Annotated in this window: 23 protein-coding genes and 2 pseudogenes; 11 read left to right on the forward strand and 14 right to left on the reverse strand. The window is 60.0% G+C overall.

The window, feature by feature from the left end; all coding sequences use genetic code 11:
* Positions 1 to 91: 91 nt before the first annotated feature.
* Positions 92 to 1,435 (reverse strand): heavy metal sensor histidine kinase, encoded by a 1,344-nt coding sequence (locus AC0MAZ_RS12300; protein ID WP_475861245.1) that lies wholly within the window; start codon positions 1,433 to 1,435, stop codon positions 92 to 94.
* Complete coding sequence (locus AC0MAZ_RS12305; RefSeq protein ID WP_203647448.1) at positions 1,435 to 2,115, reverse strand: heavy metal response regulator transcription factor; 681 nt, start codon at positions 2,113 to 2,115, stop codon at positions 1,435 to 1,437. The genes AC0MAZ_RS12300 and AC0MAZ_RS12305 overlap by 1 nt, the downstream gene beginning before the upstream one ends.
* Before the next feature lie 157 nt (positions 2,116 to 2,272).
* Between AC0MAZ_RS12305 and AC0MAZ_RS12310 the strand changes: the two genes are divergently transcribed.
* On the forward strand, positions 2,273 to 2,788 hold the full coding sequence (locus AC0MAZ_RS12310; RefSeq protein WP_475861246.1) for a cupredoxin domain-containing protein: 516 nt from the start codon (positions 2,273 to 2,275) through the stop codon (positions 2,786 to 2,788).
* A 68-nt stretch (positions 2,789 to 2,856) separates the two neighbouring features.
* A complete protein-coding gene (queF, locus tag AC0MAZ_RS12315) occupies positions 2,857 to 3,687 on the forward strand; it encodes an NADPH-dependent 7-cyano-7-deazaguanine reductase QueF (RefSeq protein ID WP_203647445.1) in 831 nt (276 codons plus the stop codon).
* 33 nt (positions 3,688 to 3,720) lie between these two features.
* Here the strand turns inward: queF and AC0MAZ_RS12320 are convergent, their stop codons facing one another.
* Together AC0MAZ_RS12320 and AC0MAZ_RS12325 are read right to left on the reverse strand one after the other, a co-directional pair.
* Positions 3,721 to 3,984 carry a DUF4404 family protein gene (locus AC0MAZ_RS12320; protein ID WP_050704856.1) on the reverse strand — a complete coding sequence of 88 codons (264 nt, stop codon included), beginning with the start codon at positions 3,982 to 3,984 and terminating at the stop codon, positions 3,721 to 3,723.
* Between the two features lie 123 nt (positions 3,985 to 4,107).
* The gene (locus AC0MAZ_RS12325; protein ID WP_475861247.1) at positions 4,108 to 4,659 is read right to left on the reverse strand and encodes a phosphonoacetaldehyde phosphonohydrolase-related protein; all 552 of its coding nucleotides are present in this window, start codon (positions 4,657 to 4,659) and stop codon (positions 4,108 to 4,110) included.
* A 188-nt stretch (positions 4,660 to 4,847) separates the two neighbouring features.
* On the opposite strand from AC0MAZ_RS12325, the gene AC0MAZ_RS12330 reads away from it, so the two are divergent.
* Positions 4,848 to 5,555, forward strand: a complete 708-nt coding sequence (locus tag AC0MAZ_RS12330; protein WP_475861249.1) for an MlaA family lipoprotein — start codon at positions 4,848 to 4,850, stop codon at positions 5,553 to 5,555.
* A 51-nt stretch (positions 5,556 to 5,606) separates the two neighbouring features.
* Here the strand turns inward: AC0MAZ_RS12330 and AC0MAZ_RS12335 are convergent, their stop codons facing one another.
* Positions 5,607 to 5,906 (reverse strand): PilZ domain-containing protein, encoded by a 300-nt coding sequence (locus AC0MAZ_RS12335; protein ID WP_050704859.1) that lies wholly within the window; start codon positions 5,904 to 5,906, stop codon positions 5,607 to 5,609.
* Between the two features lie 269 nt (positions 5,907 to 6,175).
* On the opposite strand from AC0MAZ_RS12335, the gene rssB reads away from it, so the two are divergent.
* Both rssB and rssC read left to right on the forward strand, forming a co-directional pair.
* Entirely contained in the window at positions 6,176 to 7,360 is a 1,185-nt protein-coding gene (rssB, locus tag AC0MAZ_RS12340; protein WP_028692716.1) for a two-component system response regulator RssB, read from the forward strand.
* Positions 7,357 to 7,839 carry an anti-sigma factor antagonist RssC gene (rssC, locus tag AC0MAZ_RS12345; protein ID WP_023631332.1) on the forward strand — a complete coding sequence of 161 codons (483 nt, stop codon included), beginning with the start codon at positions 7,357 to 7,359 and terminating at the stop codon, positions 7,837 to 7,839. Before rssB ends, rssC begins: the two co-directional genes overlap by 4 nt.
* Positions 7,840 to 7,949: 110 nt before the next feature.
* Here rssC and AC0MAZ_RS12350 read toward each other — a convergent pair whose 3' ends face one another.
* The 5 genes from AC0MAZ_RS12350 to AC0MAZ_RS12370 form a co-directional block, all read right to left on the reverse strand.
* Positions 7,950 to 9,806 (reverse strand): alkaline phosphatase D family protein, encoded by a 1,857-nt coding sequence (locus AC0MAZ_RS12350; RefSeq protein ID WP_475861250.1) that lies wholly within the window; start codon positions 9,804 to 9,806, stop codon positions 7,950 to 7,952.
* A 216-nt stretch (positions 9,807 to 10,022) separates the two neighbouring features.
* Entirely contained in the window at positions 10,023 to 10,943 is a 921-nt protein-coding gene (gene tal, locus AC0MAZ_RS12355) for a transaldolase (protein ID WP_280093016.1), read from the reverse strand.
* Between the two features lie 214 nt (positions 10,944 to 11,157).
* Positions 11,158 to 12,165 carry a tRNA dihydrouridine(20/20a) synthase DusA gene (gene dusA / locus AC0MAZ_RS12360; RefSeq protein ID WP_203647438.1) on the reverse strand — a complete coding sequence of 336 codons (1,008 nt, stop codon included), beginning with the start codon at positions 12,163 to 12,165 and terminating at the stop codon, positions 11,158 to 11,160.
* A 298-nt stretch (positions 12,166 to 12,463) separates the two neighbouring features.
* The gene (locus AC0MAZ_RS12365) at positions 12,464 to 12,733 is read right to left on the reverse strand and encodes a DUF3077 domain-containing protein (protein ID WP_203647437.1); all 270 of its coding nucleotides are present in this window, start codon (positions 12,731 to 12,733) and stop codon (positions 12,464 to 12,466) included.
* A gap of 138 nt (positions 12,734 to 12,871) precedes the next feature.
* Positions 12,872 to 13,117: a hypothetical protein gene (locus AC0MAZ_RS12370; protein WP_203647436.1), complete on the reverse strand. Its 246-nt coding sequence runs from the start codon at positions 13,115 to 13,117 to the stop codon at positions 12,872 to 12,874.
* A gap of 423 nt (positions 13,118 to 13,540) precedes the next feature.
* On the opposite strand from AC0MAZ_RS12370, the pseudogene AC0MAZ_RS12375 reads away from it, so the two are divergent.
* A pseudogene (locus AC0MAZ_RS12375) lies at positions 13,541 to 13,792 on the forward strand (DNA adenine methylase); the annotation flags it as partial.
* 543 nt (positions 13,793 to 14,335) lie between these two features.
* On the opposite strand, the gene AC0MAZ_RS12380 reads toward AC0MAZ_RS12375, so the two are convergent.
* The gene (locus AC0MAZ_RS12380; RefSeq protein WP_475861253.1) at positions 14,336 to 15,328 is read right to left on the reverse strand and encodes an AraC family transcriptional regulator; all 993 of its coding nucleotides are present in this window, start codon (positions 15,326 to 15,328) and stop codon (positions 14,336 to 14,338) included.
* A gap of 369 nt (positions 15,329 to 15,697) precedes the next feature.
* Between AC0MAZ_RS12380 and AC0MAZ_RS12385 the strand changes: the two genes are divergently transcribed.
* Together AC0MAZ_RS12385 and AC0MAZ_RS12390 are read left to right on the forward strand one after the other, a co-directional pair.
* Positions 15,698 to 17,332 (forward strand): hypothetical protein, encoded by a 1,635-nt coding sequence (locus AC0MAZ_RS12385; RefSeq protein WP_475861255.1) that lies wholly within the window; start codon positions 15,698 to 15,700, stop codon positions 17,330 to 17,332.
* A gap of 1,294 nt (positions 17,333 to 18,626) precedes the next feature.
* Entirely contained in the window at positions 18,627 to 19,358 is a 732-nt protein-coding gene (locus tag AC0MAZ_RS12390) for a hypothetical protein (protein WP_203647434.1), read from the forward strand.
* A 173-nt stretch (positions 19,359 to 19,531) separates the two neighbouring features.
* Here AC0MAZ_RS12390 and AC0MAZ_RS12395 read toward each other — a convergent pair.
* Positions 19,532 to 19,736, reverse strand: a pseudogene (locus AC0MAZ_RS12395) (DUF3077 domain-containing protein).
* A 272-nt stretch (positions 19,737 to 20,008) separates the two neighbouring features.
* Between AC0MAZ_RS12395 and AC0MAZ_RS12400 the strand changes: the two are divergent.
* On the forward strand, positions 20,009 to 20,824 hold the full coding sequence (locus AC0MAZ_RS12400) for an aminoglycoside phosphotransferase family protein (RefSeq protein WP_203647433.1): 816 nt from the start codon (positions 20,009 to 20,011) through the stop codon (positions 20,822 to 20,824).
* A gap of 173 nt (positions 20,825 to 20,997) precedes the next feature.
* Here the strand turns inward: AC0MAZ_RS12400 and AC0MAZ_RS12405 are convergent, their stop codons facing one another.
* Positions 20,998 to 21,426, reverse strand: a complete 429-nt coding sequence (locus tag AC0MAZ_RS12405; RefSeq protein WP_203647432.1) for a hypothetical protein — start codon at positions 21,424 to 21,426, stop codon at positions 20,998 to 21,000.
* Complete coding sequence (locus AC0MAZ_RS12410) at positions 21,404 to 22,417, reverse strand: polymorphic toxin type 44 domain-containing protein (protein WP_475861257.1); 1,014 nt, start codon at positions 22,415 to 22,417, stop codon at positions 21,404 to 21,406. Before AC0MAZ_RS12410 ends, AC0MAZ_RS12405 begins: the two co-directional genes overlap by 23 nt.
* A gap of 396 nt (positions 22,418 to 22,813) precedes the next feature.
* Here AC0MAZ_RS12410 and AC0MAZ_RS12415 point away from each other — a divergent pair, with 396 nt between their 5' ends.
* Both AC0MAZ_RS12415 and AC0MAZ_RS12420 read left to right on the forward strand, forming a co-directional pair.
* A complete protein-coding gene (locus tag AC0MAZ_RS12415; protein WP_234561528.1) occupies positions 22,814 to 23,329 on the forward strand; it encodes a sigma-70 family RNA polymerase sigma factor in 516 nt (171 codons plus the stop codon).
* Entirely contained in the window at positions 23,326 to 24,246 is a 921-nt protein-coding gene (locus AC0MAZ_RS12420) for a FecR domain-containing protein (protein WP_203647429.1), read from the forward strand. The genes AC0MAZ_RS12415 and AC0MAZ_RS12420 overlap by 4 nt, the downstream gene beginning before the upstream one ends.
* Positions 24,247 to 24,461 lie beyond the last annotated feature (215 nt).

Genomic DNA, 24,461 nt, shown 5'->3' on the forward strand with positions numbered 1-24,461 from the left:
CAAGCCGGCTCCCACCCCGCCCGCTTAGATCTCAAGCACTGCGCTATCCCTGTGGGAGCCGGCTTGCCGGCGATGGGCTGCGCAGCAGCCCCTACGCAGGCAACTCGATCACGAACCGCGTCCACCCATTTGCACACTCCGCTCTAATCTTCCCGCCGTGCGCCTGCACGATCGAGCGGGTGATGGCCAGCCCCAGTCCCGCATGCTCGCTGCTGCCCTCCTGGCGCGCCGGGTCTGCCCGATAGAAACGGTCGAACAGCCGCTCCAGCAGTTGCGGGGCGATCGCCGGCCCACTGTTGGCCACCTCGATGCGCAACCCCGGCGCAAGGCTCACACGGATCTCGCCACCCGCCGGGGTGAAGCGCAGGGCGTTGTCCAGCAGGTTCGACAAGGCCCGGCGCAGCATGTGCCGGTCGCCTTCGACATGCGCCTGACCCTCGCGTGACAGCCTGACCTCGGCTTCCTCGGCCAGCGGCGCGTAATACTCCAGCAGCGCATCGATCTCGGTCGCCAGGTCCAGCGCCTGGCTATTGGGCATCAGCAGGCCGTGGTCGGCCTTGGCCAGGTAGAGCATGTCGTTGACCAGCTGGGCCATCCACTGCAGTTCCTCGAGATTGCCATGCAGGGCCTCGCGGTACTCCTCGAGGCTGCGCGGGCGGGTGAGGGTGACCTGGGTATGGGTCAGCAGGTTGGACAGTGGTGTGCGCAATTCGTGGGCGATGTCGGCGGAGAATGCCGACAGGCGCTGGAAGGCGTCGTCCAGGCGCTGCAGCATGGCGTTGACCGTGCCGGCCAGCTCGGCCAGCTCCTCGGGCATTTCGGCGACCGGCAGGCGGGTGGTCAGCGAGCGCGCGTTGACGCCGGCGGCGACCTTGCCCATCCGCCGCAGCGGCTTCAGGCCACGGCGCACGGCCCAGGCGCCCAGCAGCGCGGTGACCAGCGCGCTGAGGCCGACCGTGAGCCAGATCAGGCGCTGCATGCCTTGCAGGAAGTGCTGGTGATGGGTGATGTCGAGGAACAGGGTCAGCTGCGGTGAGGCGGGTCGGGTTTCGTCCAGCGGCAGGCTTAGCCCGCGGTAGTCGATGCCCTGGGTATGCAGGGTGGCCAGGCCGGGCTGATCCGGGGCGTCTGGCAGGTCGCTGCGGCTGGCGAACCAGGTGGTGCCGTCGACCGCGCGCACGCGCAAGGCCAGGTCGGACTGATGGCTCAACTCGTTGAGCAGCCCCGGCAGGCGCGTGGCCAGTTGCTCGGGACTGGTGACGCCGTCAAGCAGGCTGCGCATCAGCGACAGACGACCGCTGAGCAGTTGCTGGTCGAGTTCGACGAAATGCTGCTCGCTGGCGCGGCTGAACAGCAGGCCGGCGCCCAGCGAAACGCTGGCGGTGCAGGCGGCGAACAGCAGCGCCAGGCGGCTACCGAGGGACAGGCGGCGCATCAGTCCTGGCGCTCCTCGAGCACGTAGCCCATGCCGCGCACGGTATGGATCAGCTTGGTGGTGTGAAGGTCGTCGATCTTCAGGCGCAGGCGGCGGATGGCCACCTCGATGACGTTGGTGTCGCTGTCGAAGTTCATGTCCCACACCTGCGAGGCGATCAGCGACTTGGGCAGCACCTCGCCCTGGCGGCGCAGCAGCAGTTCGAGCAGGGCGAATTCCTTGGCGGTCAGGTCGACGCGCTGGCCGGCCCGCTCGGCGCGGCGGCGGATCAGGTCAAGGCGCAGGTCGGCCAGGCTCAGGCAGGTGTCCTGGCTGGCGCTGGCGCCTCGGCGCAGCAGGCTGCGCACCCGGGCCAGCAGCTCGGAGAAGGCGAACGGCTTGACCAGATAGTCGTCGGCACCCAGCTCCAGGCCGTGGACACGGTCCTCGACGGCATCGCGGGCGGTGAGGAACAGCACCGGCGTGTCCAGCCCGGCCTGGCGCACGGCCTGGAGGATCTGCCAGCCGTTGCGCCCCGGCAGCATCACATCGAGGATCAGCAGGTCGTGGTCACCGGTCAGGGCCAGGTGCTGGCCGCTGTCGCCGTCGTTGGCCAGCTCAGTGGCGAAGCCGGCTTCGCTCAGGCCCTGGCTCAGGTACTGGCCGGTCTTGGCCTGGTCTTCGACGATCAGCAGTTTCATGTGTTCACCAAGGGTTCGGGCCAACGTGATGCCGAAATGATACGTGACGATCCGGCGGCCTGCCCAAGCTGACAAAGTTGTAATCTTCCCGTCAGCCAGCTGCCAGCCAGCCTTTTCGAGAATGGCCTCATTCTCCCAGAACGACCCGGAGTCACCCATGAAACACCTGTTCTTCGCCGCCGCCCTCGCACTGGTCAGCCTGCCGAGCTTCGCCGACAGCGGCAAAGCCTTCGCCTTCGGCGAGCCGGCCGAGGCGGCCAAGGCCACCCGCACCGTCGAGGTGGTGCTCAAGGACATCGCCTTCGAACCCAAGAACATCAAGGTCAAGGCCGGCGAGACCGTGCGCTTCGTGCTGGTCAACGAAGGCAAGCTGCCCCACGAGTTCAACCTGGGCGACAAGGCCATGCACGCCGAGCACCAGAAGGAAATGATCGCCATGCAAGGCAAGATGTTCACCGCCGGCATGAACCACGAAGGCATGGACCATGGCCAGATGGACCACGGGAAGATGGGCGGTGGCCACGGCCATGCCGGCGGCAACACCGTGCTGCTGCAGCCCGGCCAGCGCGCCGAGCTGACCTGGACCTTCCGCAAGTCGGCGCCCATCGAGTTCGCCTGCAACGTGACTGGCCACTACCAGGCAGGCATGGTCGGGCCGTTGACCATCGAGTGACAACGGCTCCAAGGCGGGGTGCAAAACCGGTAGACTAGGGGCAATTTCGAACCTTCAGGTCAGTTTCCATGCATCCCGCCGCCGAACACTCCCCGCTGGGCAAGTCCAGCGAATACATCGCCACCTACACCCCCGCGCTGCTGTTCCCGATTCCCCGCCTGGCCAAATGGGCCGAGCTGGGCGTGAGCGGCGACGCGCTGCCGTGGCAGGGCGTGGACTTCTGGAACTGCTTCGAACTGTCCTGGCTGCTGCCCTCGGGCAAGCCGGTGGTGGCCATCGGTGAGTTCGCCATCCCGTGCGATTCGCCGAACATCATCGAGTCCAAGTCCTTCAAGCTGTACCTCAACTCGCTGAACCAGACGGTGTTCGAGTCGGTGGAGGCGTTGCAGGCGTGCCTGGTGCAGGACCTGTCCGCCGCAGCCGGCAAGCCGGTCGCGGTCAAGGTCAGCACCCTGGCCGAGGTCGAGGGGCAGGGCGTGACCGCGCTACCGGGCCTGTGCATCGATGCGCTGGATGTGAACATCAGCAACTACGAGCAGCCGCAACCGGAGCTGCTGCGTTGCGCGTCGGAGCGCGTGGTGGAAGAGACGGTGCACAGCCACCTGCTCAAATCCAACTGCCCGGTCACCGGCCAGCCGGACTGGGGTAGCGTGGTGGTGGAGTACAAGGGCCAGGCGCTGGATCATGCCAGCCTGCTGACCTACCTGATCAGCTTCCGTCAGCATGCCGACTTCCACGAACAATGCGTGGAGCGGATCTACCTGGACCTGAAAAACCTGCTCAAGCCTGAGCACCTGACAGTGTATGCGCGGTATGTGCGCCGTGGCGGACTGGATATCAACCCGTACCGCAGCACCGGGGCGATCAGCCCGCAGAATCTGCGACTGGTGCGTCAGTAATGTCATGGGGCCGCGTTTGCGGCCCCATTCGGTTCAGATCCCCATGCTGTGCAGGTGATTGGCGATATTGCGCAGGATGGCGGTAAGGTCTGGGTGATCGGCCTCGAAGCGTTCGACGGCGGTATTGACCCCATCGACCAGGTTGTTGTCCTTGGTCGCTTCTTCGAGTTTGATCTGGGCTTCGATCTGCTGCATCAGTTCATGCAGGTGGTCGCGCTCTTCCAGCGAGAGCGGTGGATTGCGGTCCAGTTGCTCGCGCAGGCTATCGAGTTGCTCTTGCAGTTCGCGGGCAGGCATTGTTCGTTCTCCATCAATGGCTTGGCAAACCATGGACCTCGGCGAAGCGGCAAAGGTTCTGGCCTGCCTTCTAGCGTAATCCACCTGCCGCAGCTTTGCATGACCCGTATCAACGGGGATGTATCAGGGTTTCTCGCCCTTGTGCCGGCGCTGGGCGATGTCCGCCAGGCACGTGTCGAGGGATTCCAGGTGATCGATTACCGAGTGCACGCCCAGGCCGAACAGCGCCAGGGTGGCCTTGCCACGGGTGCGCTCCTGTTCCTGCCGGGTCATGGCCTGCCATTGGCTGGAGCCCAGGTCGCAGGCCGCCAGGCCCACTGTCCACAGGCCGGCGTTGAGCCCAGCCTGCAACAGCCGCGGCTCGCCGCTGACCAGCACGCAGCCGTCCAGGCGCTGGCTGTCGAGACTCATCAGCGCCTGCCAGCAGGCGTTGGGCGCTGGCCATTTGCAGCCGTTGACCAAGTGGCCTGGCAGCCAGTCGGGCAGCACGCTGCTCAGGCGCTTGCCCTGGGCGACGCTGAGTTCGTCGAGCCAGATGCACGGCACGGCCTGTGAGCGCAGGTGGTGAAGGGAGTCCAGGGCACCGGGGGCGGGCAGGGTGCCGCCGTCGGTTGCCTGGACCAGACAGCCGCGCAGTCCGAACAGCACGGCGGTGAAGGCGGGTGCGTCTCGCATGGCAACGTCCCTAAATACCCCGCAAGCTACCCGGCGATTGTGACCAAGGGATGACGACTACAGTTGTTCACAAAATCTTGACAGAGATATGTAAAACTACCGCTCAGCCAGCAAGCCAGTATACTTGCGCCCTATCGGGCAGCGCGCCAAAGGCCGTTGCCGCCGTGAAATCCGATGGAGAAACATCTATGCGTAGGATCGGTGCCGGAGTGATCGAGCGAGTCACCCAGGCCTGTGTCTGCGCCAGCTTGCTGCTGGCGCCCGTGGCAGCCACCCAGGCGGCCACCGAGGAGGATCCGTGGGAGTCGGTCAACCGACCGATCTTCAGGTTCAACGATGTCCTCGACACCTATGCCCTCAAGCCGCTGGCCCAGGGTTACCAGTATGTCACCCCGCAGTTCCTCGAGGATGGCATCCACAACGTCTTCCGCAACCTGGGTGACGTTACCAACCTGGCCAACAATGTGCTGCAGCTCAAGCCCCATGCGGCGGGTGTCGACACGGCGCGGCTGATCGTCAACACCACCTTCGGCCTGGGCGGCTTCTTCGATGTCGGCACCAAGATGGGCCTGCAGCGCAACGACGAGGACTTCGGCCAGACCCTCGGCTACTGGGGCGTGCCCAGCGGGCCGTACGTGGTCATCCCGTTCCTTGGCCCGAGCACCGTGCGTGACGGCCTGGCCAAGTACCCGGACACCTACACCGAACCCTACCGCTACATCGACCATGTGCCGACCCGCAACTCGCTCATGGCAGTGGACGTGATCGACACCCGCGCCAGCCTGCTGTCGGCGGAGAAGCTGATCCAGGGCGACAAGTACATCTTCCTGCGCAACGCCTACCTGCAGAACCGCGAGTTCAAGGTCAAGGACGGCCAGGTCGAAGACGACTTCTGATTGATCGGCTCACGCAAAAGGCGACCTTCGGGTCGCCTTTTTCGTAACAGTTCAATGCATGGCCAGGATGCGCAGGCCGAACTTCTGCGCGCCGCCGGGCTGGTCGGCGATCCACACCACCTCGGTGCTGGCATGCAGGCCGGCGAGGGCGGCATGGTCGGAGTCGATGCGCACCTCGAGCTGGTCGCCCACCTTGAACCGCTGCGGTGCCTGGACCTGCATGCCACTGCTGGAGAGGTCGATGCACACGGCGCTGATCACCTGGCCGGCGTGCAGCAGGCTGACCTCGGTTTCAATGCGCATGCGTATGAAATCGCGTTTTTCGCTGTAATCCACGGGAGGCTGGGACATGCTTGCATCCTTTCGTCAGGTTGCGCCGATGTGCTTTCTTATAACGCCGGGTGATTTGCCCTGTAAAGTGCGCGGAAGTCTTCCTTGCCATGCTTGAAACGCCAGGCGGATGGGAGTACCGTCAGCGCCTTACAGGGCACCTCGCTATTTGCCGGACCAGTCTTCTTGTCCTACAACTCAAATAGAGAGTGGCTAGAGAGCATTCCAGTAGCCGTCTGTCGGTCCTTCACAGCCGCTACGCCAACCCAAATCTGGCGCCGTTCGCCCACATGCAGAAACCCAGTGCAACGCTGCTGATCATCGATGACGACGAGGTGGTCCGTGCCAGTCTCGCCGCCTATCTGGAAGACAGCGGCTTCAGCGTCCTCCAGGCCGGCAACGGCCAGCAGGGCCTCCAGGTCTTCGAAGCACACCAGCCCGACCTCGTGATCTGCGATCTGCGCATGCCGCAGATGGGCGGCCTCGAACTGATCCGCCGGATCAGCGAGCGCGCGCCGCAGTTGCCGGTGATCGTGGTGTCCGGTGCCGGCGTCATGAGCGACGCGGTCGAAGCCCTGCGTCTGGGCGCGGCGGACTACCTGATCAAGCCCCTGGAAGACCTGGCCGTGCTCGAGCACTCGGTGCGCCGCGCGCTCGATCGCTCGCGCCTGGTGCTGGAGAACCAGCGCTACCGGGAGAAGCTCGAAGCGGCCAACCGCGAGCTGGAGGCCAGCCTGCACCTGCTGCAGGAGGACCAGACCGCCGGTCGCCAGGTGCAGATGAACATGCTCCCGGAAAACCCCTGGGTGGCCGGCGAGTTCGCCTTTGAGCACCAGATCATCCCGTCGCTGTACCTGTCGGGCGATTTCGCCGACTACTTCCGCGTGGATGACCGGCGCATCGCCTTCTACCTGGCGGACGTCTCCGGCCACGGTGCCTCGTCGGCATTCGTCACGGTGCTGCTCAAGTTCATGACCACGCGCCTGCTGTTCGAATTCAAGCGTGGCGGCAAGATGCGCGAGTTCAAGCCTTCACAGGTGCTCAGCCACATCAACCGCGGGCTGATCAACTGCAAGCTGGGCAAGCATGTGACCATGGTCGGTGGCGTCATCGACGAGGACACCGGCCTGCTCACCTACAGCGTCGGCGGCCACTTGCCGCTGCCGGTGCTGTACACCCCGGGCCAGGCCCGCTACCTGGAAGGCCGCGGCCTGCCGGTGGGGTTGTTCGACGAGGCCAGTTACCAGGACCAGGTGCTGGAGCTGCCACCGCAGTTCAGCCTCACCCTGATGTCCGATGGCATTCTGGACCTTTTGCCCGGGGACACACTCAAAGATAAGGAAGCGGCCTTGCCGGAAATCGTCAAGGCGGCGGGTGGTAGCCTGGAGGGGCTGCGCCAACGATTCGAATTGGCTACGCTTGGGGAGATGCCGGATGATATCGCCCTATTGGTGTTGAGCAGGAACCTTGAATGAGTACTGGTAGAATCCAGTTCGCCGAACAAAGCGGGACCTTCGTTCTGAAATTTGTCGGTGAAGTGCGCCTGACCCTGTGTTCGGCGCTGGATGCGACGATCGAGAAGATCTTCACCGCGCTGAACTTCTCGGCCATCGTCATCGACCTGACCGAAACCGAGAGCATCGACAGCACCACCCTCGGCCTGCTGGCCAAGCTGTCGATCCTGTCCCGGCAGAAAGTCGGCCTGCTGCCGACCGTGGTCACCACCAACCCGGACATTTCCCGCCTGCTGCAGTCCATGGGCTTCGACCAGGTGTTCAACATCGTCGACCGCCCGGTGCCGTGCCCGGAGTGCCTGACCGACCTGCCGTCCCAGGACCAGGACGAGAGCGTGGTGCGTTCCAAGGTGCTGGAGGCGCACAAGATCCTCATGGGCTTGAACGACTCCAACCGTGAAGCCTTCCATGACCTGGTGAGCGCGCTCGAGCGGTCCTGATTCAAGTGCTGCGCCGGCTTCTTCGCGGGTAAACCCGCTCCCACAGAGCATACGGTGCCTGTGGGAGCGGGTTTACCCGCGAAGAAGCCGGCGCGGTATCAAGCGTCTATTCAATCCCGCCTGATGAATTCGGTCGCCGCCGTGCCATCGGCATTGAGCTGCAACACCCGCTCCGGCCGCCCCTGGCCATCGAAGAACACCTGCCCCAACCCCGCGCTGTTCCACAACCGCTCCCCGGCCTTGCTACGGCTGGGCGTCCGCGGCACCACCTCCATTTCCCGGCGCTTGGTAAACCAGTTGAGCGGCGAGCGCGGCGAGTACAGCCAGCGGTTGAGCCGGTCGAGCACATCCAGCAGGCGCCGGGGAAACTCGTTCTTGATCCCGCTGCTGGTCACCTGCCACAGGTGCGGGCTGCGCTGGCGGTGGCGGATCAGCACTTCGTAGACGAACGAGTAGTGCACGTCGCCCGACAGCACCACGTAGTGCCCCGGCGTGCGCGAATGGCGGAAGATGTTGAGGATCACCTGCGCCGCGCCGCGATGGGCCATCCAGTTCTCCGCATCCACCAGCAGCGGGTAGCCCAGGGCGCTGAACACCCGCTGCACGGTCTCGATCAGCTTGACCCCGAAGATCGGCGCCGGCGAGACGATGATCGCCGAAGGATGGTCGAGCAGCGCCTGCTGCAGTTCGCTCAGCGCCTCCCAATCGAGCAGGCCGGAAGGCTTGCCCAGGCTGCTTTCGCTGCGCCAGCGGCGGGTGCGGGTGTCCAGCACCAGCAGCGGTGGATCGCTGGGCAGCGCGTACTGCCAGCCCTGGAAGCGCAGCAGCTCGCCGATCAGCTCGTCCCGGGCCTCGTTCAGTTGCCGGCATTGCCCGACCAGCGCCGCGCAACCGTCCGGGTCGTTGCCCCAGCCCTGGCACAGCAGATAGCCGAGCAGGGCGTTGCCGATGATGCGCCGCGAGAACGGGTGGCCGTAGGCGGTCTGTTCCCATTGCGCCGACAGGTTCCAGTCGTCGGTGATGTCGTGGTCGTCGAAGATCATCAGGCAGGGCAGGTGGGCCAGCACCCGCGCTACCTGGCCGAGGCCGTCGCGGAAGGCCTCGATCAGCGGCAGTTCGCGCTGATAACGGGCCTGGCGCTGGTCGGTCAGGCCCTCTGGCATGTCCATCCGCACCAGCGTCCACGGCAGCGGCGACCAGACCAGCAGGTACATGGCCATGACCTCGGCGAAGGTCACCAGGTGGTTGTCGGCGTTGCTGGACGAAAAGATCGGCTTGCGCTTGCCGCCGAAGAAGCGTTCGCGCAGGGTCTCGTTGCCTTCCTGGGCTGGCAGCAGGTCGGCGCGGTGGTAGTAGCAGGCCGGGTGGCGATAGAGCGCGGCGCCGCTGTCGACCAGGGCGCCATCGAGCGCCTCGTCGAACAGACCCAGGTGTTCGATCAGTTCGTGGATGGCGCGCAGCATGGGGCCGGCGACATCGTCGGCATAGACCTGATCGCCGCTCATCAGCAGCACGGCGGGGCGCTCTTCAGGGCGCGGACCGGCGGCAAGCAGGCGGTCCGCGCACAGCAGACCGTCGGCGGCCGGGTGATGGGGCTTGCGGCAGGAGCCGTGGAGCAACTGGTCGAGGCGCTCGCGCAGCACGAAGCTCGGGCGGCTGGCGCCGGGGTAGAGCAGGTGCGGGGCCCAGTCGGCGATGACCTGGCCGTTGGCCAGGCGCAGGTCGTAGTCGAGCGCCACGTTGCTGGGCAGCGGGTGGTCGAAGTGGATGTCCAGCAGGTGGATGAAGGCGTGCGTACCGACCGCGATCACCTCGCAGCGCGTAGTGGCGCTGATGCCGGCCTGGTCGAGGAGGAATTCGGGGTGCAGCGGTTGCGAGCCGACCAGCCAGATGGCCAGACGTTGCGGTTCCAGGCGGCGCAGGATGGGGCCGGCGAGTACGAGGTTGAGCGACGGGGTAGGTGTCATCTATCTTGAGCAAAACATGAGAAGTGGGTCTGGCCCAGGCCCTGTGGGAGCGGGTTTACCCGCGAAGAAGGCACTGCGGTGGCTGGCACCGGCTGCGCCGGTGTTCGCGGGTAAACCCGCTCCCACAGGGTGCGTGTTATGGTCTGGTACGAAAACGGGCGGGAAATGCTCTGCATTAACCGCCCGTCGATCAAGCCGAAGATGTATCAGCCTTTGTCAGCCAGCCATCAGCGCTTCCAGCTTTTCCTGGTCGCGGGCGAACTGGCGGATGCCTTCGGCCAGCTTCTCGGTGGCCATGGCGTCTTCGTTCATCGCCCAGCGGAACTGGCTTTCGTTCAACTGCTGCTTGGCTTCGCCGGCATTGCCCGGCTTGAGCAGGCGTGGCAGCTCGCCCTGGTCGTCCGACAGCTGCTGCAGCAGCTCGGGGCTGATGGTCAGGCGGTCGCAGCCGGCCAGTTGCTCGATCTGGCCGATGTTGCGGAAGCTCGCGCCCATGACCACGGTGTTGTAGCCGTTGCTCTTGTAGTAGTCGTAGATGCGGGTGACCGACTGCACGCCCGGATCCTCGGCGCCGACGTATTCCTTGCCGGTGCTTTTCTTGTACCAGTCGTAGATGCGCCCCACGAACGGCGAGATCAGGAACACCCCGGCATCGGCACAGGCCTGGGCCTGGGCGAAGGAGAACAGCAGGGTGAGGTTGGTCTGGATGCCTTCCTTCTCCAGCTTCTCGGCGGCGCGGATGCCTTCCCAGGTGGAAGCCAGCTTGATCAGCACGCGGTCTTTCGGCACACCGGCCGCTTCGTACAGCTCGATCAGCTGACGGGCCTTTTTCAGCAGCGCCGGCTCGTCGAACGACAGTCGCGCGTCCACCTCGGTGGAGATGCGCCCCGGAATGACCTTGAGAATGCCCGAGCCCACCGACACGGCGAACTTGTCGCAGGCCAGGTCGACATTGCCCTTGGCATCGGCCTTGACCTGCTTGAGCAAGTCGGCGTAACCCGGGATGGCGGCGGCCTTGAGCAGCAGCGAAGGGTTGGTGGTGGCGTCGACCGGCTTGAGGCGGGTGATGGCGTCCAGGTCGCCGGTGTCGGCGACGACGGTGGTGAACTGCTTGAGTTGTTCCAGCTTGGAGGTCATGGGCGTGCTCTGTCCTGTGCAATGACTCGACATTACCCGAGCCCCGACAGCCACTCAAGGCCCGTCGCAGGCGTATCGGGAAACCCTTCGAAGCAGCGCGCGCTCCTGTGTAGGAGCGGGCTTGCCCCGCGAAGGGCTGCAAAGCAGCCCCGGCCAACGCCAGGGCCGCGGTAAAAGGCTAACCCTTCGAGTGCCAACCCCGCCCCAGGTTCCCTCAGCGCCCCTGCAACAGCTCGGCAGCCTGGTCCAGCACCTTCAATGGCTCGCTGGTCTTGTGAATGTCCGCCGACAGCAACTGCCGGAAGCGCCGCGCCCCCGGGAAGCCCTGGCCGAGCCCGAGGATATGCCGGGTGATGTGATGCATCGCGCCGCCGCTTTGCATGTGCGCGACGATGTACGGACGCAGCTTTTCCATCGCCTCGGCCCGGCTGACCACCGGCGCCGCGCTGCCGAACAGCTGCTGGTCGACCTCGGCCAGCAGGTACGGGTTGTGGTACGCCTCGCGCCCGAGCATCACGCCGTCGAAGGTCTGCAGGTGGGTGCGACACTCGTCGAGGGTCTTGATACCACCGTTGAGCACCAGCTCCAGGTCCGGGAAGTCGGCCTTCAGCTGCGCCGCCACGTCATAGCGCAGCGGCGGGATCTCGCGGTTCTCCTTGGGCGACAGGCCTTCGAGGATGGCGATGCGCGCATGCACGGTGAAGCTGCGGCACCCGGCGTCGCGCACCTGGCCGACGAAGTCGCACAGCTCGGCGTAGCTGTCGCGGCCGTTGATGCCGATGCGGTGCTTGACCGTGACCGGAATGCCGACCGCGTCCTGCATGGCTTTGACGCAATCGGCCACCAGCGCTGGATGGCCCATCAGGCAGGCGCCGATCATGTTGTTCTGCACCCGGTCGCTGGGGCAGCCGACGTTGAGGTTGACCTCGTCGTAGCCGGCGTCCTCGGCCAGGCGGGCGCAGGCGGCCAGGTCCGCCGGCACGCTGCCGCCCAGCTGCAGGGCCAGCGGGTGCTCGGATTGGTCATGGCGCAGGAAGCGCTGGGCATCGTTGTGCAGCAGGGCGCCGGTGGTGACCATTTCGGTGTAGAGCAGGGCGTGCTGGGAGAGCAGGCGCAGAAAGAATCTACAGTGTCTATCTGTCCAGTCCATCATGGGCGCTACGGAGAAGCGGCGGGATGGCTCGGGGCGCAGGGTGGCGGGTGTGGCGGCTTGAGATTGCATAAGTCTGGGACACGAACTCAGCGAAGCCAGGCGGCGGGGTGCGCTGGCTGGCGATGGAAAGAGTGAATGGCTGCCAGTTTACCAAGCATGGCGGGATTCGTCCGGTTTGATCGGCGATCAGGTGCTGGCCGGTTCGAAGGTGAACAGCGTTGCAAGCATCATCCGTGTGAGAGCGGGCTTGCTCCTACAGGTGGCCGCGCCCCTTGTAGGAGCGGCCTTGTGCCGCGAAAGGGTCGCAAAGCGACCCCGGCAGTTCCAAGCCGAACGCCAATGCTCAACACCTTAAACGGGCTGACCTTCAGTGGCTCATCCCCAACTCCGCATCATCCATCAGCGCCTTGGCCAATGCGCTCAGGTAATACGCTGCCCAAAGCATCTGCGGCTTCTCCTCCATGATCCCGCTGATGGTCAGGTCGCGAACGCAACCCATCAGTTCCGAGGCCTGATCCCGAGCATGCTGGCAAGGGATCCCAGGTTCGATGCAGAACAGCGGGTCGGTCTGGCCTTCGCCCTGGTAGAACTTGGTCTTGCCCACGGTGGTATGGGGCGTGGTGGTGTCTGTGGTCATCATTGAATCTCCCAGAAGTGTTCCGCTGCTTGGTCTGACGCTATCGCGGAGCAAGCCCGCTCCCACGTCGGCACGCAATGGCGTGGGAGCGGGCTTGCCCCGCGATGACGTCAACTCAGGCGCCACATGCCTTGTGATCTAGTGCAACGGACGCGGCTGCGCCTTCGGCATCTGTACCTGGATCAATGCCGATTCGAGCAGTACGCGCAGTGCCTCCATTTCATGCATGGAAGCCAGCATCAGAATCGCGGCGGGTGACTTGGGCTGCAGCAACACGGCTTGATGCGCCACGCTTTGCGCGCACAGGGCGTACTCGGTGGCCTGGATGAGGGTGTCTTCGAGGGAGTAATGGTTGTGGGGTGGATCGGGGACGATCTTTAACATGGTGATTTACCGTTGACGGTGCCACCACCAGCCTGCTGTCAAACAGAAGGGTGGCAGCTGTACGTGGGTTGACAGACCGGCGGAAAATCACGCAAAAGTTCCGGCGCACGCAAGCGTGCCCACACGTACAGCCACCATTAAGCGGAGACTGCCTGCGTGATTCTACCGTCACAGCCTGTCAAAGCTGTGTCGTTGATATTCAACGACAGCCCGAGACTAGAGCTCTGCCCAAGAGGTCGCAACGGAAAAAACGCGGCAGAAGTATGTTTGGGAAATGGACTACAAGGAAGGGGCAAAATCTGATTGTTGGCGGCTTCAATCGACTATTTTCAGGCTGGTTCGTTCTGCAGCTGAGCTTGATTTCTGGGGCAGGCACCTGCTGGTTGGGCGGTGATACATCTATGCGTGCAGGTTGAAACGCATACCACCGGCTACGGCGTCGACTTCCCGTTCGAGGAGTACGGGCGCATGGCCGACTTCATGCGGCGCTGCAAGGGCAGGGTGATGGTCAGCATCAACGATCATCCGGACATCCGGCGAGCCTTCTATGGCTTCCACTTCGAGTGCCTGGATATTCGCTATAGCAACACCAACCAGAGGCAGGGTACGGCCGAGGTGACTGGCGAGCTGGTGATCATGAATTGGCAGCCTTCAGTACTGGAGCAACTTTTCTAGTTGTAGTAGGTGAATCCAACACCTATTTCCCGTGGGTCAATATAAAAACGCGAGATATGCCTTGGCTCTGTACGAAATGAATCTGCACTCGCCCATACTGCGTTGAAACGGGGCTCGGAATGCTCATGTACTCCAGTACACTCCGCTTCCTCCCCCCGTTTTGCCTTGTCTGGCCTTCGCGCAGACACATTTCGTACAGACCCTAGGGAGGGCACTTCTGACGCAACACGCGCATTGCGCAGTACTCATGACCTTTACCGTTACACACCGACAATCACACAGATTCAAATGTTGACGCTTCCAGGTGGTGTCGGGATTGGGGCGACAGGCAATCACTACCGGAATGAGAAGATGGAGGGGGAGTGCTGGGATTTTTCCCGACTGACGCACCAGAAACCGCAACGGCGGTATCCGCAAGGATGTGGGAGACAGATTCATGCGAGATCGCAGCACTGCTGTGATTTGCTGATCTGTTTTGTGGGGATCGGACCTGCGGGAAAGAGGTCTCTACGAAACCCGGGGCGATTCATTGTTATTGCGTTCTCATTGGTCGTGCTCTGACTGTGCCCGCCAGCGTTTACGAGCATGGACATAGGCGGCCTGGTCGCTATAACCGAGCTGCGCGGCGATCTGCGTGCGACTGCTTCCTTGCAACTCAAGATACTGCTCGAGCTCTGCGCGAACCCGATCAAGAAGTAAGCGGAAGCTCATTCCCTCGTCTTCGAGGCGTCGACGTAAGGTGCGTGAGCTCTGATGGAGCTCTTGTGCCTGGGTCATCAGGGTAGGAGTTTGACCTGAGATGAGGCTTTGGCGAATTCCTTGCGCCACCCTTCCTGCCCACCCACTGAACTGATTCTGCTGTGTCAACCGGCGATCCAGTTCTTGGTGTAACACATCCATCATCCCAGCATGGTGAAACTGCATCGGGATCTTTAGATTTGTCCGACTGAAGTACAGGCGATTGAACTCACAGTTGAATTTGATATTGTCGCCGAGCCAGTCGTGGTACTCAGAGTAATAAACTGGACGCTGATGAGCAAAGCACGCCCGTTGAGGCAAAAAAGCTTTGCCTGTTCCTGCCCGTAATACGCTGAGTGACGTTACACAGTAGTGCTCGACCATGTGCCGGACCAAACCGGCGGGAGCATTAATGTGGAGCTCCACCCTTAAGGAATCTTCTTCCTCGACCAACACCACGTTATCCATGTCCGATCCTAGCTTTGCATAGCGCGCCCAGAAGTGAAGCGCCTCGGCTACGTGAGCACAGTACAAACAGCCATGCGCCAGCACGTGCCAATCCTGACGGCTGAAATGCGAGAACAGATGCAGACCTATCGCTGGATCAAGGGAGGCGGCTTTGCTCCATAACTGATCAAGCGCAACCATGCTGTAGTTGGTGCGGTTCTGCACCGTAGGGCTGTGGATATAGCGCGTCAATACCCGACCGAGTGAGCCTCGGTGAAATTGTTCGGGCCAAGAATTGGCCAGTTCTCGGGTGGTTCTGTCTGTTTTGCACATATCTTCTGAATGGCTCATGGGGTCTTATTGGTTGGCATCGCTTCAATTGGCTTTATTAGAGAGTGTCATGGTTACAATAATTATAGTCAACCGCCTAATATCGATAATTCTCTTAAGTGACATGTGAGGTTTTTATGTCGCTGGGCTACGAATACTTCAGTGCAAAGATCGCACCTTATCGATAGTTGCATGATGTGTAGTGTGGTGGAAGAGTTGCTTGGGGTTGCTATGGCTTTTCTGGAGTAATAATTAAAATACCGAAGCTGTATGAATGAAAAGTTAAGGAGGTGCACTATGATTTAACAAGGCTGCACAGATTGTGTGATTTCCAATTGAGGTAATGGTTGTTATAGGTTTGTCTATTTCGCAAAGTGAGAGGGTTTTGTTATGAATGATGGTTTTGAATTGAATTGCCCTGTAATTCCAGATGGGTTTGATGTTTCAGATGAAGTGAAAATGTTATTGCTGGATGTGTCGGCGTCAGTAGCTCATGACGGTTACGCTAAGGGCATAAAAGGATTTGCTCTTAAGCAACTTGTCAAAGCTATTTGGAGAATTGCCACCCCTAACGACCCAAAGGTAGAACTATATGAATCAATGCTTTGTCGAGCAGTCGGTCGGGTTGAGCAAGAAATAGTTGATTATTTAACAAATCATCTTACTAATGAGATTGAGGTTTATCGAGTTAAATTTGAGATCATTGATATTTTAATTGAAGAAGGTAACATTGAATCTGCAAGGGGGCATTACATTTCTACGTCAAGTCAAATGGTTGGCATGGAGCAGAAATTTAAATTTACTGATGTCTTGACTAAGGCTTATACCTCTGGCTTTTATTCGGCGTGGGTGCAAATGTCTTCGTCATTCTGGTTGAATACATATTATAATGACATCTTGAAGCTTAGTCCTGATTTCATTGAAGGGCAGTACGTGCTTGCAAGAAGTATTCTGCTCGACGCTGCTGAATATATTGAGGGAATTGAAGAGGAAGTTCATACGATTTTTTCAGCATCTGATTGTATCAATGACTTACAAACATTGCGAATGTGGGTTGGTCTAGCTTCGAGGGAGGCTGTTAATATAGCGATTGATGCTTTAAATTTAACTAGTCCAAGCCATGCTATTGAGACTAAAGATATTCCTGTGGCTTATATCCATGAGCCACTTGGATATAATTGGAAATTAAACGATCTCAATGATAAGGAGAATTATTGCGTAAGTTCTCTTTTGAGGCCGAATAGTCAATTGTCAGAGTGTTTGTGCCCTGTTAAAAATGGGTTTGATGTCGATGTCGGTGCTTTCGCCAAAATTTCATGGGAAGGTATGAAGGATATTGGGAATCCGGCAGTTTATAATATGCTTCGCTATACCGGGAAAGTATCTCAAACGGGGTATCCTCCAGAGGCAAATCCAGATAATAAAATTAATGGTGAGTTTGCGCTGGATCAGCGTGACATTATTGGAGTTGACCATATGGCAACTTCCTCGCCAGCAAATAGCATCTTTTTTATTCTTTCAGATGGTACGGTTGTGAGGCCGAACTCACAAAGTACTCTTGTTAAATCATTTCAGCGTGAAGGGTACTATATCGTAGGATTTGAAGGGTACACTGATGGTAGTCAAACTGCTTTGATGAATTTTGCTGTAACATATTTGCGTATTGATGGTCCAACGAAATATCCGTCACACACGCCTTATGTGCCGCCGAAAAATAATAAAGGTATCACTTTTTATTCAGAGCCTGATTATCAAGGGGCGCAGTTGCAAGTTGATACGCCAAAATCTGGTGATTATGCAGTTGATAATTTCCCGACGAGAAGCTACAAGACAACTGGTCCAGACAATAGTTCTGATGATGAGTGGGAGTTGTTTTCCGATGATCCAGATAAATTAGTTGAATTTGAAGGGGATAAATCCGTCTCTAATGTTGATATGAAGATTTATAAAGTAAATTATTTTGATTGGAGTGCTCAGGAATCTAATCCTAAAGGAAAGCGGCGTCCTGGGAAAAAGGGTGGTTAATTTCAATGAAGTGCTATTTATAAAGCAATTGGGGATGTTGAAATTTATAATGCAATGCATAGAAAATTGCTGGGGTGTAAATCCGATCAGTTATGGATAGGTTAACCGACCCAGTGGTTGTGTAAAAATCCGGAAATGTTCACTCGTTTCCGGATTTTTATGCATTTTTGGACTGGTTATTTATACACTGGGCACGGAAAGAATGGTCAGCACCGTGGTCTGTGGTCTTCAGCCGAGGCATACTCGTCTTGCAGTTGCTTTGGCGGTGGCCTTCATCGATTTTGTGTCCGAGACACGTAGTTGTATCAGACTGTGTTGTAAGCACCCACTTATACTCTGGTTTTGACGGCCCTAATCCGCGTTTGCGCAGGCGTATGAGGAGCAGTCATCGACCGAGATTGGCCGTTTGCATTGATGCTAGGTTCAGGGGAGGGCGTGACTGGTTTGGAATGATAGAGACTCGCGATATGAGACGGTCTGGCGTTCAATAAACTCTGTCGAGAGGCAAGTTTCGAGGGGAGATGGTGCGAAAGTGGTACGGGGTTTATAGGTCGGTGCTGTAGGCCTTGTTTTTACTGATCTGCGAGATTAATAGTTCCAATTCATCATCGGCGCTACGGAGAAGCGGCGGTATGGCTCGGGGCGCAGGGTTGCAGGTGTTGCGGCTTGAGGATGCATAAGTCAGGACGCGAACTCAGCGAAGCCAGGCGGCGGGGGCGCTGGCTGGCGATGGAAAGAGTGAATGGCGGCCAGTACCAAGTGCGGCGGGATTCGTCCGGTTTGATCGGCGAATCAGGTGCTGCCGGTTCGAAGGTGAACAGCGTTACAAGCATCACCCTCGTGGGAGCGGGCTGGCCCCGCAAATGCGCCAGAGCAGACAACCCATGGCGGAAGCATTGGCCCATCGTGCCGATCGGATTGCCCCGGGCGCGCGATTGGCGTTCCCGGGATCTCGTACAGTAGCAATGGCTGGACCATAGTTCGAATAAAGCGATCAACCGCTATCGCATACATTTCTATCGTGAAAGCCAAATGGCCGAATATTTTCAGCGGGCGCTGAAAAGTAAGGGGTATCAGCCAGCTGTAGAAAGTACTATTACAGTTCTTACTTTAGTATGGGTGGTGTTTAAGTGGGCATTGAAAGATGAATAGCTTTTAGCCACTATTCGCTAATTGCCAATGATTCTAAGCACTCCGTAGCATATTTTTTTGTGATGGCTAAGCTCGTAGTCGCGCAACGGATGTTAGGGACGTAAGCGCGTCTATCATGCTGCATCTACTAAAGGACTATCCCATGGAAAGCTTCGCTATCGCAGCCTCACAAATAAACTGGAACGGTGGCCAACGGATTACTTTGACTCCGGGTGATACGGCTACCTGCACGACGTTGCGCCCTGGCCAGATTTACGGGATTTTCATCTATAACTCTGCAGGTAGTGACAACAATGCCACTGTCAATGTGGTATGGAGCAATAGCCAACCCCCTGCAGGCATTACTGTTCCAGGTACCACTGCCAATGCCGGCTTGGCTTCGCTGGGCTTTGTTTCGGGTACCGATACCCAGACCATCTCGGTTTCGCTGCCCAGTAACAGTGGCATCGCACAGGTCGAGCTGTGGCTGGGCAGTACCAGCATGCCGACCAATACCAGCGGGCTGAATAATAACCAGCTGCAGGCGAATGGTGAGCAGTATCCGTTCAACAAATATAACCGCTATTATGCAGTGCCTCCGTCAAAGTGGATGAACCTGACCATCGTTAGCAAAATTACTCAGTTCATCTCGTGCCAGTTCCGGGAGGCTGCTGCTACTGTATTTGTTGTTAATGAAACCTCCAATGGCCTGCTGTCTGGTCAAGTCACCAATATTGGGCCTACTGCTTCGGAAAAAGGAGCTGTCACCATCGTTGCAACTCAGATTCAAAGTGTCAGCAATAACTTGCAAGGCGACGGCACGCAGTGGGTCTGGATGGACGCTGATAGTCAACAAGACTCTACGAGCGCCAGTATTTCTCTGCAATCACTTTAAAAGGGCGGTCAGCTATAATAAAAGAGCCGTGCACTGCGCGGCTCTTTTATTTTGAAATGGTAACTTTTCTGGCGTGCCATCAACGCTTGATTGCATCCATTCGCTGTTGCCAGTTCGCTGCTTTGCTCCAGAGGGCTTACCTGTTGCAAGGTAAGCCCAAGTTCTCTCCCGCTTCAGTGGCTCATGCCCAGTTCCGCATCATCCATCAGCGCCTTGGCCAACGCGCTCAGGTAGTACGCAGCCCATCAGTTCCGAGGCCTGGTCGCGGGCGTGCAGGCAGGGGATACCGGGTTCGATGCAGAACAGCGGGTCGGTCTGGCCTTCGCCCTGGTAGAACTTGGTCTTGCCGACGGTGGTGGGGGTGTCGTCTGTAATCATGATTCTCTCCCTGAGATGGTCGGTGCCTGTGCGGGCCTCTTCGCGGGTAAACCCGCTCCCACAGGTACAGCGCTGGCTCCAAGGCACAGGTGATCCTGTGGGAGCGGGTTTACCCGCGAAAGGGCCCGACCAGGCAACACATGCCTTGCGGTCCATCTGCTGGTACTCGAATAATCGTCGCGTCAGGATAGTCATTTCCGAATGAACGGCATCGATGGATGCTCACCGGCTCACCGAGCCCCGTTCACAAGTGGATCGCGAGTAATGAAACCATGTTTGACCACTACCTGAAACGATGGGGGCTGACCCTCGATGGGGACGCGTTCGTGTCGTTGAACGGCCATCTTCTCCCGGTTCGCCAGGGCGATACACCCGCCATGCTGAAGATCGCGCAATCACCCGAAGAGCAGGCTGGCAACCAGCTCATGGCCTGGTGGGGCGGTGATGGTGCGGCCCCGGTGCTGGTTCACGATGGCGAGGCGTTGTTGATGAAGCGGGCGCAAGGCTCGGCATCCCTGGCGCAGATGGTTGCCGATGGCCGGGATGACGAAGCCACGCGAATCCTCTGTGCAGTGGTCGCCCGCCTTCATACACCACGGTCTCAGCCAATGCCTGCGCTGGTTCCGCTGGAACAATGGTTCGAAGCGCTGTGGAGTGCAGCAGCGACTCACGGCGGGGTGCTGGAGCACAGTGCCAGAGCGGCGCGGGCGCTTTTAGCTGCGCCGCAGGATGTGGTGGTACTGCACGGCGATATCCATCACGGCAATGTGCTGGATTTCGGGCCGGCTGGATGGCTCGCCATCGATCCCAAGGGTTTGTGCGGCGAGCGAGGCTTCGATTACGCCAACATCCTCTGTAACCCCGACGACGCAAGCGCGTTGGCATCGGAGGGCTTTGCACGTCGGATAGCGATCATATCGGCTGCTGCCGGCCTCGATCGTCAGAGGCTTTTGCAATGGGTGCTTGCATGGGCAGGGTTGTCGGCGACCTGGATGATCGAGGACGGTATCGAGCCGGGCAGTAGGCTCGAGATGGCGAAGCTGGCAGCGTCTGCGCTTGAAAGCGACTGGAACGGCCCAAGGTCGTGAAAGGGCCGCGTAGCGGCCCTGGGGATTGGACGCACCAATCGCCGGGGCTGCTACGCAGCTCTTCGACATAAGGTCGCTCCAGAGATTGCCCATGCCTGCTGAGGCATACGGCATGTGGAGCGGCCTTGTTCCGCGATGGCCTTCGAAAAACAGCCTGGTGCGGGGCGCCTGGCTTACGGAAGCGTAGCGTCCAGATCGAACGTCACGATATTCAGTTCCCCATGGGTCTTGAAGTACGCCGTGTTGTGGAAGTCGTAGACGGTCTCACGGGTGCGCAGCTTCACCGTGGTGCCTGCAACTTCTCGCACCGCGCCAGTGCTTTGCGTGACCAGGAAGGGCGTCGCCTTTTTTGTTTTTTTCAGCGCGACCTCGTCGCTGGCCTGAAGATCCATTACAAAGTACCGATAGACGTATGGAACGGTCGCGCCTCCCGAGTCGTACAGGACTTCATAGATGGCGCCGCCTTCACCCACCGGTGTGACCGAAACGATTCGGTCCGGGTCAGGTCGCCCTGGGCTGGACGCATAGATGTATAGCATCTGCCCGAGGCAAACGACCAACAGTGCCCAGAGCGTCCATTTAGTAACCCTGGGATTTTGCATAATCGATACCTGCCTTGATCCACGCCTGGTCAACGGGATCATCACCGTAGGGCGCATCGGCCCACCACTTGTCGAATTCGGCCTGGGAGGTGCCCGCGACCGTTTGTGCCGCCCCGGCCGCTCGCAACAGTACCGCTTCAGAGATCCCGGCCGCAGCGCCTACAGCGCCATAGTTGAAGTTGCCGAAGCTCGCAAACTGGCGGCCACGCTGCTTGTAGTCCCAGTCCCCGCGATTTCGGACTTTTGCATAGAACCAGCTGAACAGGAAGGCTGTACCGCCATTCTTGAAGTACTCCTTCTGCTTTTTCGACTCCTCCAGGTTCTGCGCCAGCGATACGCCTGGCGGCGCGGCAGGGTATTGCTTGAGACGGATCTGCTCCCTCGCAGCGTTCAGTTCGTTTGCCGCACGCGTGGCCTGGGCGCTTTCGACGGACCCCAGTACACCCGCCCGCACCTGCAGGCGGCGCACCATTTCGGTGTAGACCTGGGCCAGCCGGGCTGCTTGCAGGCTGTTTGCCCAGTTGGCGAGGCGCAGCTGGTCGACACGCACCTGGTATCCGTTGGCGCGTGCGAAGGTCAACCCGGTGGCGCTTCGAGGGGCAAGTACATCGCCATCGAACAAGGCCTTGGCGGTAGCGGATTTTTCATTGGCACTGGATTGCTTGGTCAAGTAGAGCTTGACGACGATGTTCTTTTCCTTGGTAACCGTGCTCGCTGGTGTGGACAGATCCATCGGGGTGTTCAGCCCGCCAGCGTCCTTGATGTCCTTGTCCAGTTCAGCGTCGATCGCTGCCATGTTGTTGTCGTGTTGCTGGCCGATCTCGGTCCATTTTTTACTCATCCAGTCTTCCACGTATTCCGAGGCGCGAATCAACCGTGCCAGCGTGTCTTCTGCTCGGGGATCCATTGGCTCGACAACAGGACGAACAGTAACTGGTGAAAAATCAGGGCGGCGTCCAGTGATGACGGTGGCGGGTAGTTCTACCGGCATTTGCAATTCCTTTTTTGATGGGAGGAGCAGCGACGGTCAGGTGACTTTGTGTCGCTGCGGCATTGGGAGAAGGCCCCAATGCATGCCGATACTGTATAAAAATACAGGTTTGCATTCAATGCATATCGATGCGTTTGTGCATATTATATCGCAAATGATATGGATTTCCATTTGTGACAAGGCATGAATCGAGAGGCGCAGGGGATCCTTCGCCATGCAAAGACCGCGGATGAAATGGACCGCTATTTGCCCCGGTCGGCTGTGGTGAAACCCTCTGAACCGCTTCCAATCCCTCAATCCGTCTTTTACCTGCCACCATTCCCAATCCCGCGCTCACTCAGTACACTTGCGATAAGTTCTTATTTGCACCTGGTAATCTTTTTGGGGGAGGACGTGATGTCCACCGTTGTTCCCGCCGGCACTGTCCACTGCGGCCTGGAAACGCTCTACCGCGAGCACAGCACCTGGCTCCACGGTTGGCTGCGCCAACGCCTGAACAGCTCCGCCGATGCCGCCGACCTGGCCCAGGACACCTTCATCCGCGTGCTGCTGGCGCGCACCGCCGGCACCCTCAACCAGCCCCGTCACTACCTGGCCACCATCGCCCGTGGCCTGGTCATCGACCTCTATCGCCGCCGCAGCCTGGAAACCGCCTACCTCGAAGCCCTGGCGCTGCAGCCGGAGCACTACGCACCTTCCGCCGAAACCCACGCCGCCATCCTCGATACCCTGATGGCCATCGACCGGATGCTCGACGGCCTCGGCCCGCGCACCCGGGCGATCTTCCTCGCCGTGCAGCTGGACGGTTTGAGCTACGAAAAGGCCGCCGAACGCCTCGGCGTTTCGGTGAGCACCGTGCGCAAGCACCTGGCGCGCGGGCTGATGCACTGCCTGCTGGTCGAGGGTGCATGAAGGCCATTCTTGCCGAGGCCGTGGACTGGTACGTGCGCTTGCACGACAGCAACGTCGACGCCGCCACCCACGCCTCCTGGCAAGCCTGGCGCGCCGCCGACCCTCGCCATGCCGCCGCCTGGGCGCGGCTGGAGGAGCTGCAGGGCCGCCTGGACAACGTGCCCAGCGGCGCCGCGCAGACCCTGGAAATCGCCCGACGGGATCGGCGCCATGCCGTGAAGGCCCTGGCACTGTTGCTGGGGGCCGGTGTGGTGGGTTGGCAGGGTTACCGGCGCTCGCCGTGGAGCACCGATTACTCGACCCGGACCGGCGAGCGGCGCCGAGTGACCCTGGCCGATGGCACGCGCCTGGACCTCAATACCAACAGCCACGTCGATATCCGCTTCGACGCTGGCCAGCGGCTGATCCACCTGCGCCAAGGCGAGATCCTGGTGGAGACCGCCAAGGACCCGCGTCCGCTCAGCGTGCGCACCGCCGAAGGTGTGATCCGTGCCCTCGGCACCCGCTTCAGCGTGCGTCAGGACGCGGGTACGAGCCACGTGGCGGTGGCTGCCCATGCCGTGGAAGTGCGGCCAGGGCAAGCGTCGCAAGTGGTGCGTATCGATGCCGGGTATGGGCTGAGCTTCGCTGCCGATAGTATCGGGCCGTTGCGTCCCCTGGCCCCCGGCGCCCAGGCCTGGGTACAGGGCATGCTGGTCAGCGTTGATTGGCGCCTGGGCGATGTGGTTCGTGAGCTGGGGCGCTATCGGCCTGGGTATCTGGGGTGTACGCAGGACGTTGCCGGGTTGCGCCTGTCGGGGGCGTTCAATCTTGATGATACCGATGTTGCGTTGGCCAGTCTGGAAGACGCGTTGCCGGTTCGGGCAAGGCGGGTGACGCGCTATTGGGTGCGGCTGGAGCCACTTGGGGTGGGGTAGGGTGGTCCGGCCTCCCTCTCGAATGCACATTTCGTGGGAGCGGCCTTGCCCCGCGATGAGGGCGTCAAGGCTGCCATCGCATCGCGGGGCAAGTCGCAGCGGCGAACCGCCGCTCCCACGCCTCTAATCCTTCTACGCCTCGAATCCTGTGCGACAACACAGACTGAAAGTCTGGGTGATTGCTCATCCTGTCTCAATATTCGAGAATTTTTCGC

The organism is Pseudomonas sp. A (assembly GCF_056270345.1).

Bases quoted from the DNA above. Each gene is read 5' to 3' on its own strand.
- queF (WP_203647445.1), top strand. From the start codon at position 2,857: ATGCATCCCGCCGCCGAACACTCCCCGCTGGGCAAGTCCAGCGAATAC.
- rssC (WP_023631332.1), top strand. From the start codon at position 7,357: ATGAGTACTGGTAGAATCCAGTTCGCCGAACAAAGCGGGACCTTCGTT.
- AC0MAZ_RS12300 (WP_475861245.1), bottom strand. From the start codon at position 1,435: ATGCGCCGCCTGTCCCTCGGTAGCCGCCTGGCGCTGCTGTTCGCCGCC.
- AC0MAZ_RS12385 (WP_475861255.1), top strand. From the start codon at position 15,698: ATGAATGATGGTTTTGAATTGAATTGCCCTGTAATTCCAGATGGGTTT.
- AC0MAZ_RS12380 (WP_475861253.1), bottom strand. From the start codon at position 15,328: ATGAGCCATTCAGAAGATATGTGCAAAACAGACAGAACCACCCGAGAA.
- AC0MAZ_RS12370 (WP_203647436.1), bottom strand. From the start codon at position 13,117: ATGTTAAAGATCGTCCCCGATCCACCCCACAACCATTACTCCCTCGAA.
- AC0MAZ_RS12390 (WP_203647434.1), top strand. From the start codon at position 18,627: ATGGAAAGCTTCGCTATCGCAGCCTCACAAATAAACTGGAACGGTGGC.
- AC0MAZ_RS12365 (WP_203647437.1), bottom strand. From the start codon at position 12,733: ATGACCACAGACACCACCACGCCCCATACCACCGTGGGCAAGACCAAG.
- AC0MAZ_RS12325 (WP_475861247.1), bottom strand. From the start codon at position 4,659: ATGCGAGACGCACCCGCCTTCACCGCCGTGCTGTTCGGACTGCGCGGC.
- AC0MAZ_RS12335 (WP_050704859.1), bottom strand. From the start codon at position 5,906: ATGTCCCAGCCTCCCGTGGATTACAGCGAAAAACGCGATTTCATACGC.
- AC0MAZ_RS12420 (WP_203647429.1), top strand. From the start codon at position 23,326: ATGAAGGCCATTCTTGCCGAGGCCGTGGACTGGTACGTGCGCTTGCAC.
- AC0MAZ_RS12410 (WP_475861257.1), bottom strand. From the start codon at position 22,417: ATGCCGGTAGAACTACCCGCCACCGTCATCACTGGACGCCGCCCTGAT.
- rssB (WP_028692716.1), top strand. From the start codon at position 6,176: ATGCAGAAACCCAGTGCAACGCTGCTGATCATCGATGACGACGAGGTG.
- dusA (WP_203647438.1), bottom strand. From the start codon at position 12,165: ATGCAATCTCAAGCCGCCACACCCGCCACCCTGCGCCCCGAGCCATCC.
- AC0MAZ_RS12305 (WP_203647448.1), bottom strand. From the start codon at position 2,115: ATGAAACTGCTGATCGTCGAAGACCAGGCCAAGACCGGCCAGTACCTG.
- AC0MAZ_RS12350 (WP_475861250.1), bottom strand. From the start codon at position 9,806: ATGACACCTACCCCGTCGCTCAACCTCGTACTCGCCGGCCCCATCCTG.
- AC0MAZ_RS12330 (WP_475861249.1), top strand. From the start codon at position 4,848: ATGCGTAGGATCGGTGCCGGAGTGATCGAGCGAGTCACCCAGGCCTGT.
- AC0MAZ_RS12320 (WP_050704856.1), bottom strand. From the start codon at position 3,984: ATGCCTGCCCGCGAACTGCAAGAGCAACTCGATAGCCTGCGCGAGCAA.
- AC0MAZ_RS12415 (WP_234561528.1), top strand. From the start codon at position 22,814: ATGTCCACCGTTGTTCCCGCCGGCACTGTCCACTGCGGCCTGGAAACG.
- AC0MAZ_RS12405 (WP_203647432.1), bottom strand. From the start codon at position 21,426: ATGCAAAATCCCAGGGTTACTAAATGGACGCTCTGGGCACTGTTGGTC.
- AC0MAZ_RS12310 (WP_475861246.1), top strand. From the start codon at position 2,273: ATGAAACACCTGTTCTTCGCCGCCGCCCTCGCACTGGTCAGCCTGCCG.
- tal (WP_280093016.1), bottom strand. From the start codon at position 10,943: ATGACCTCCAAGCTGGAACAACTCAAGCAGTTCACCACCGTCGTCGCC.
- AC0MAZ_RS12400 (WP_203647433.1), top strand. From the start codon at position 20,009: ATGTTTGACCACTACCTGAAACGATGGGGGCTGACCCTCGATGGGGAC.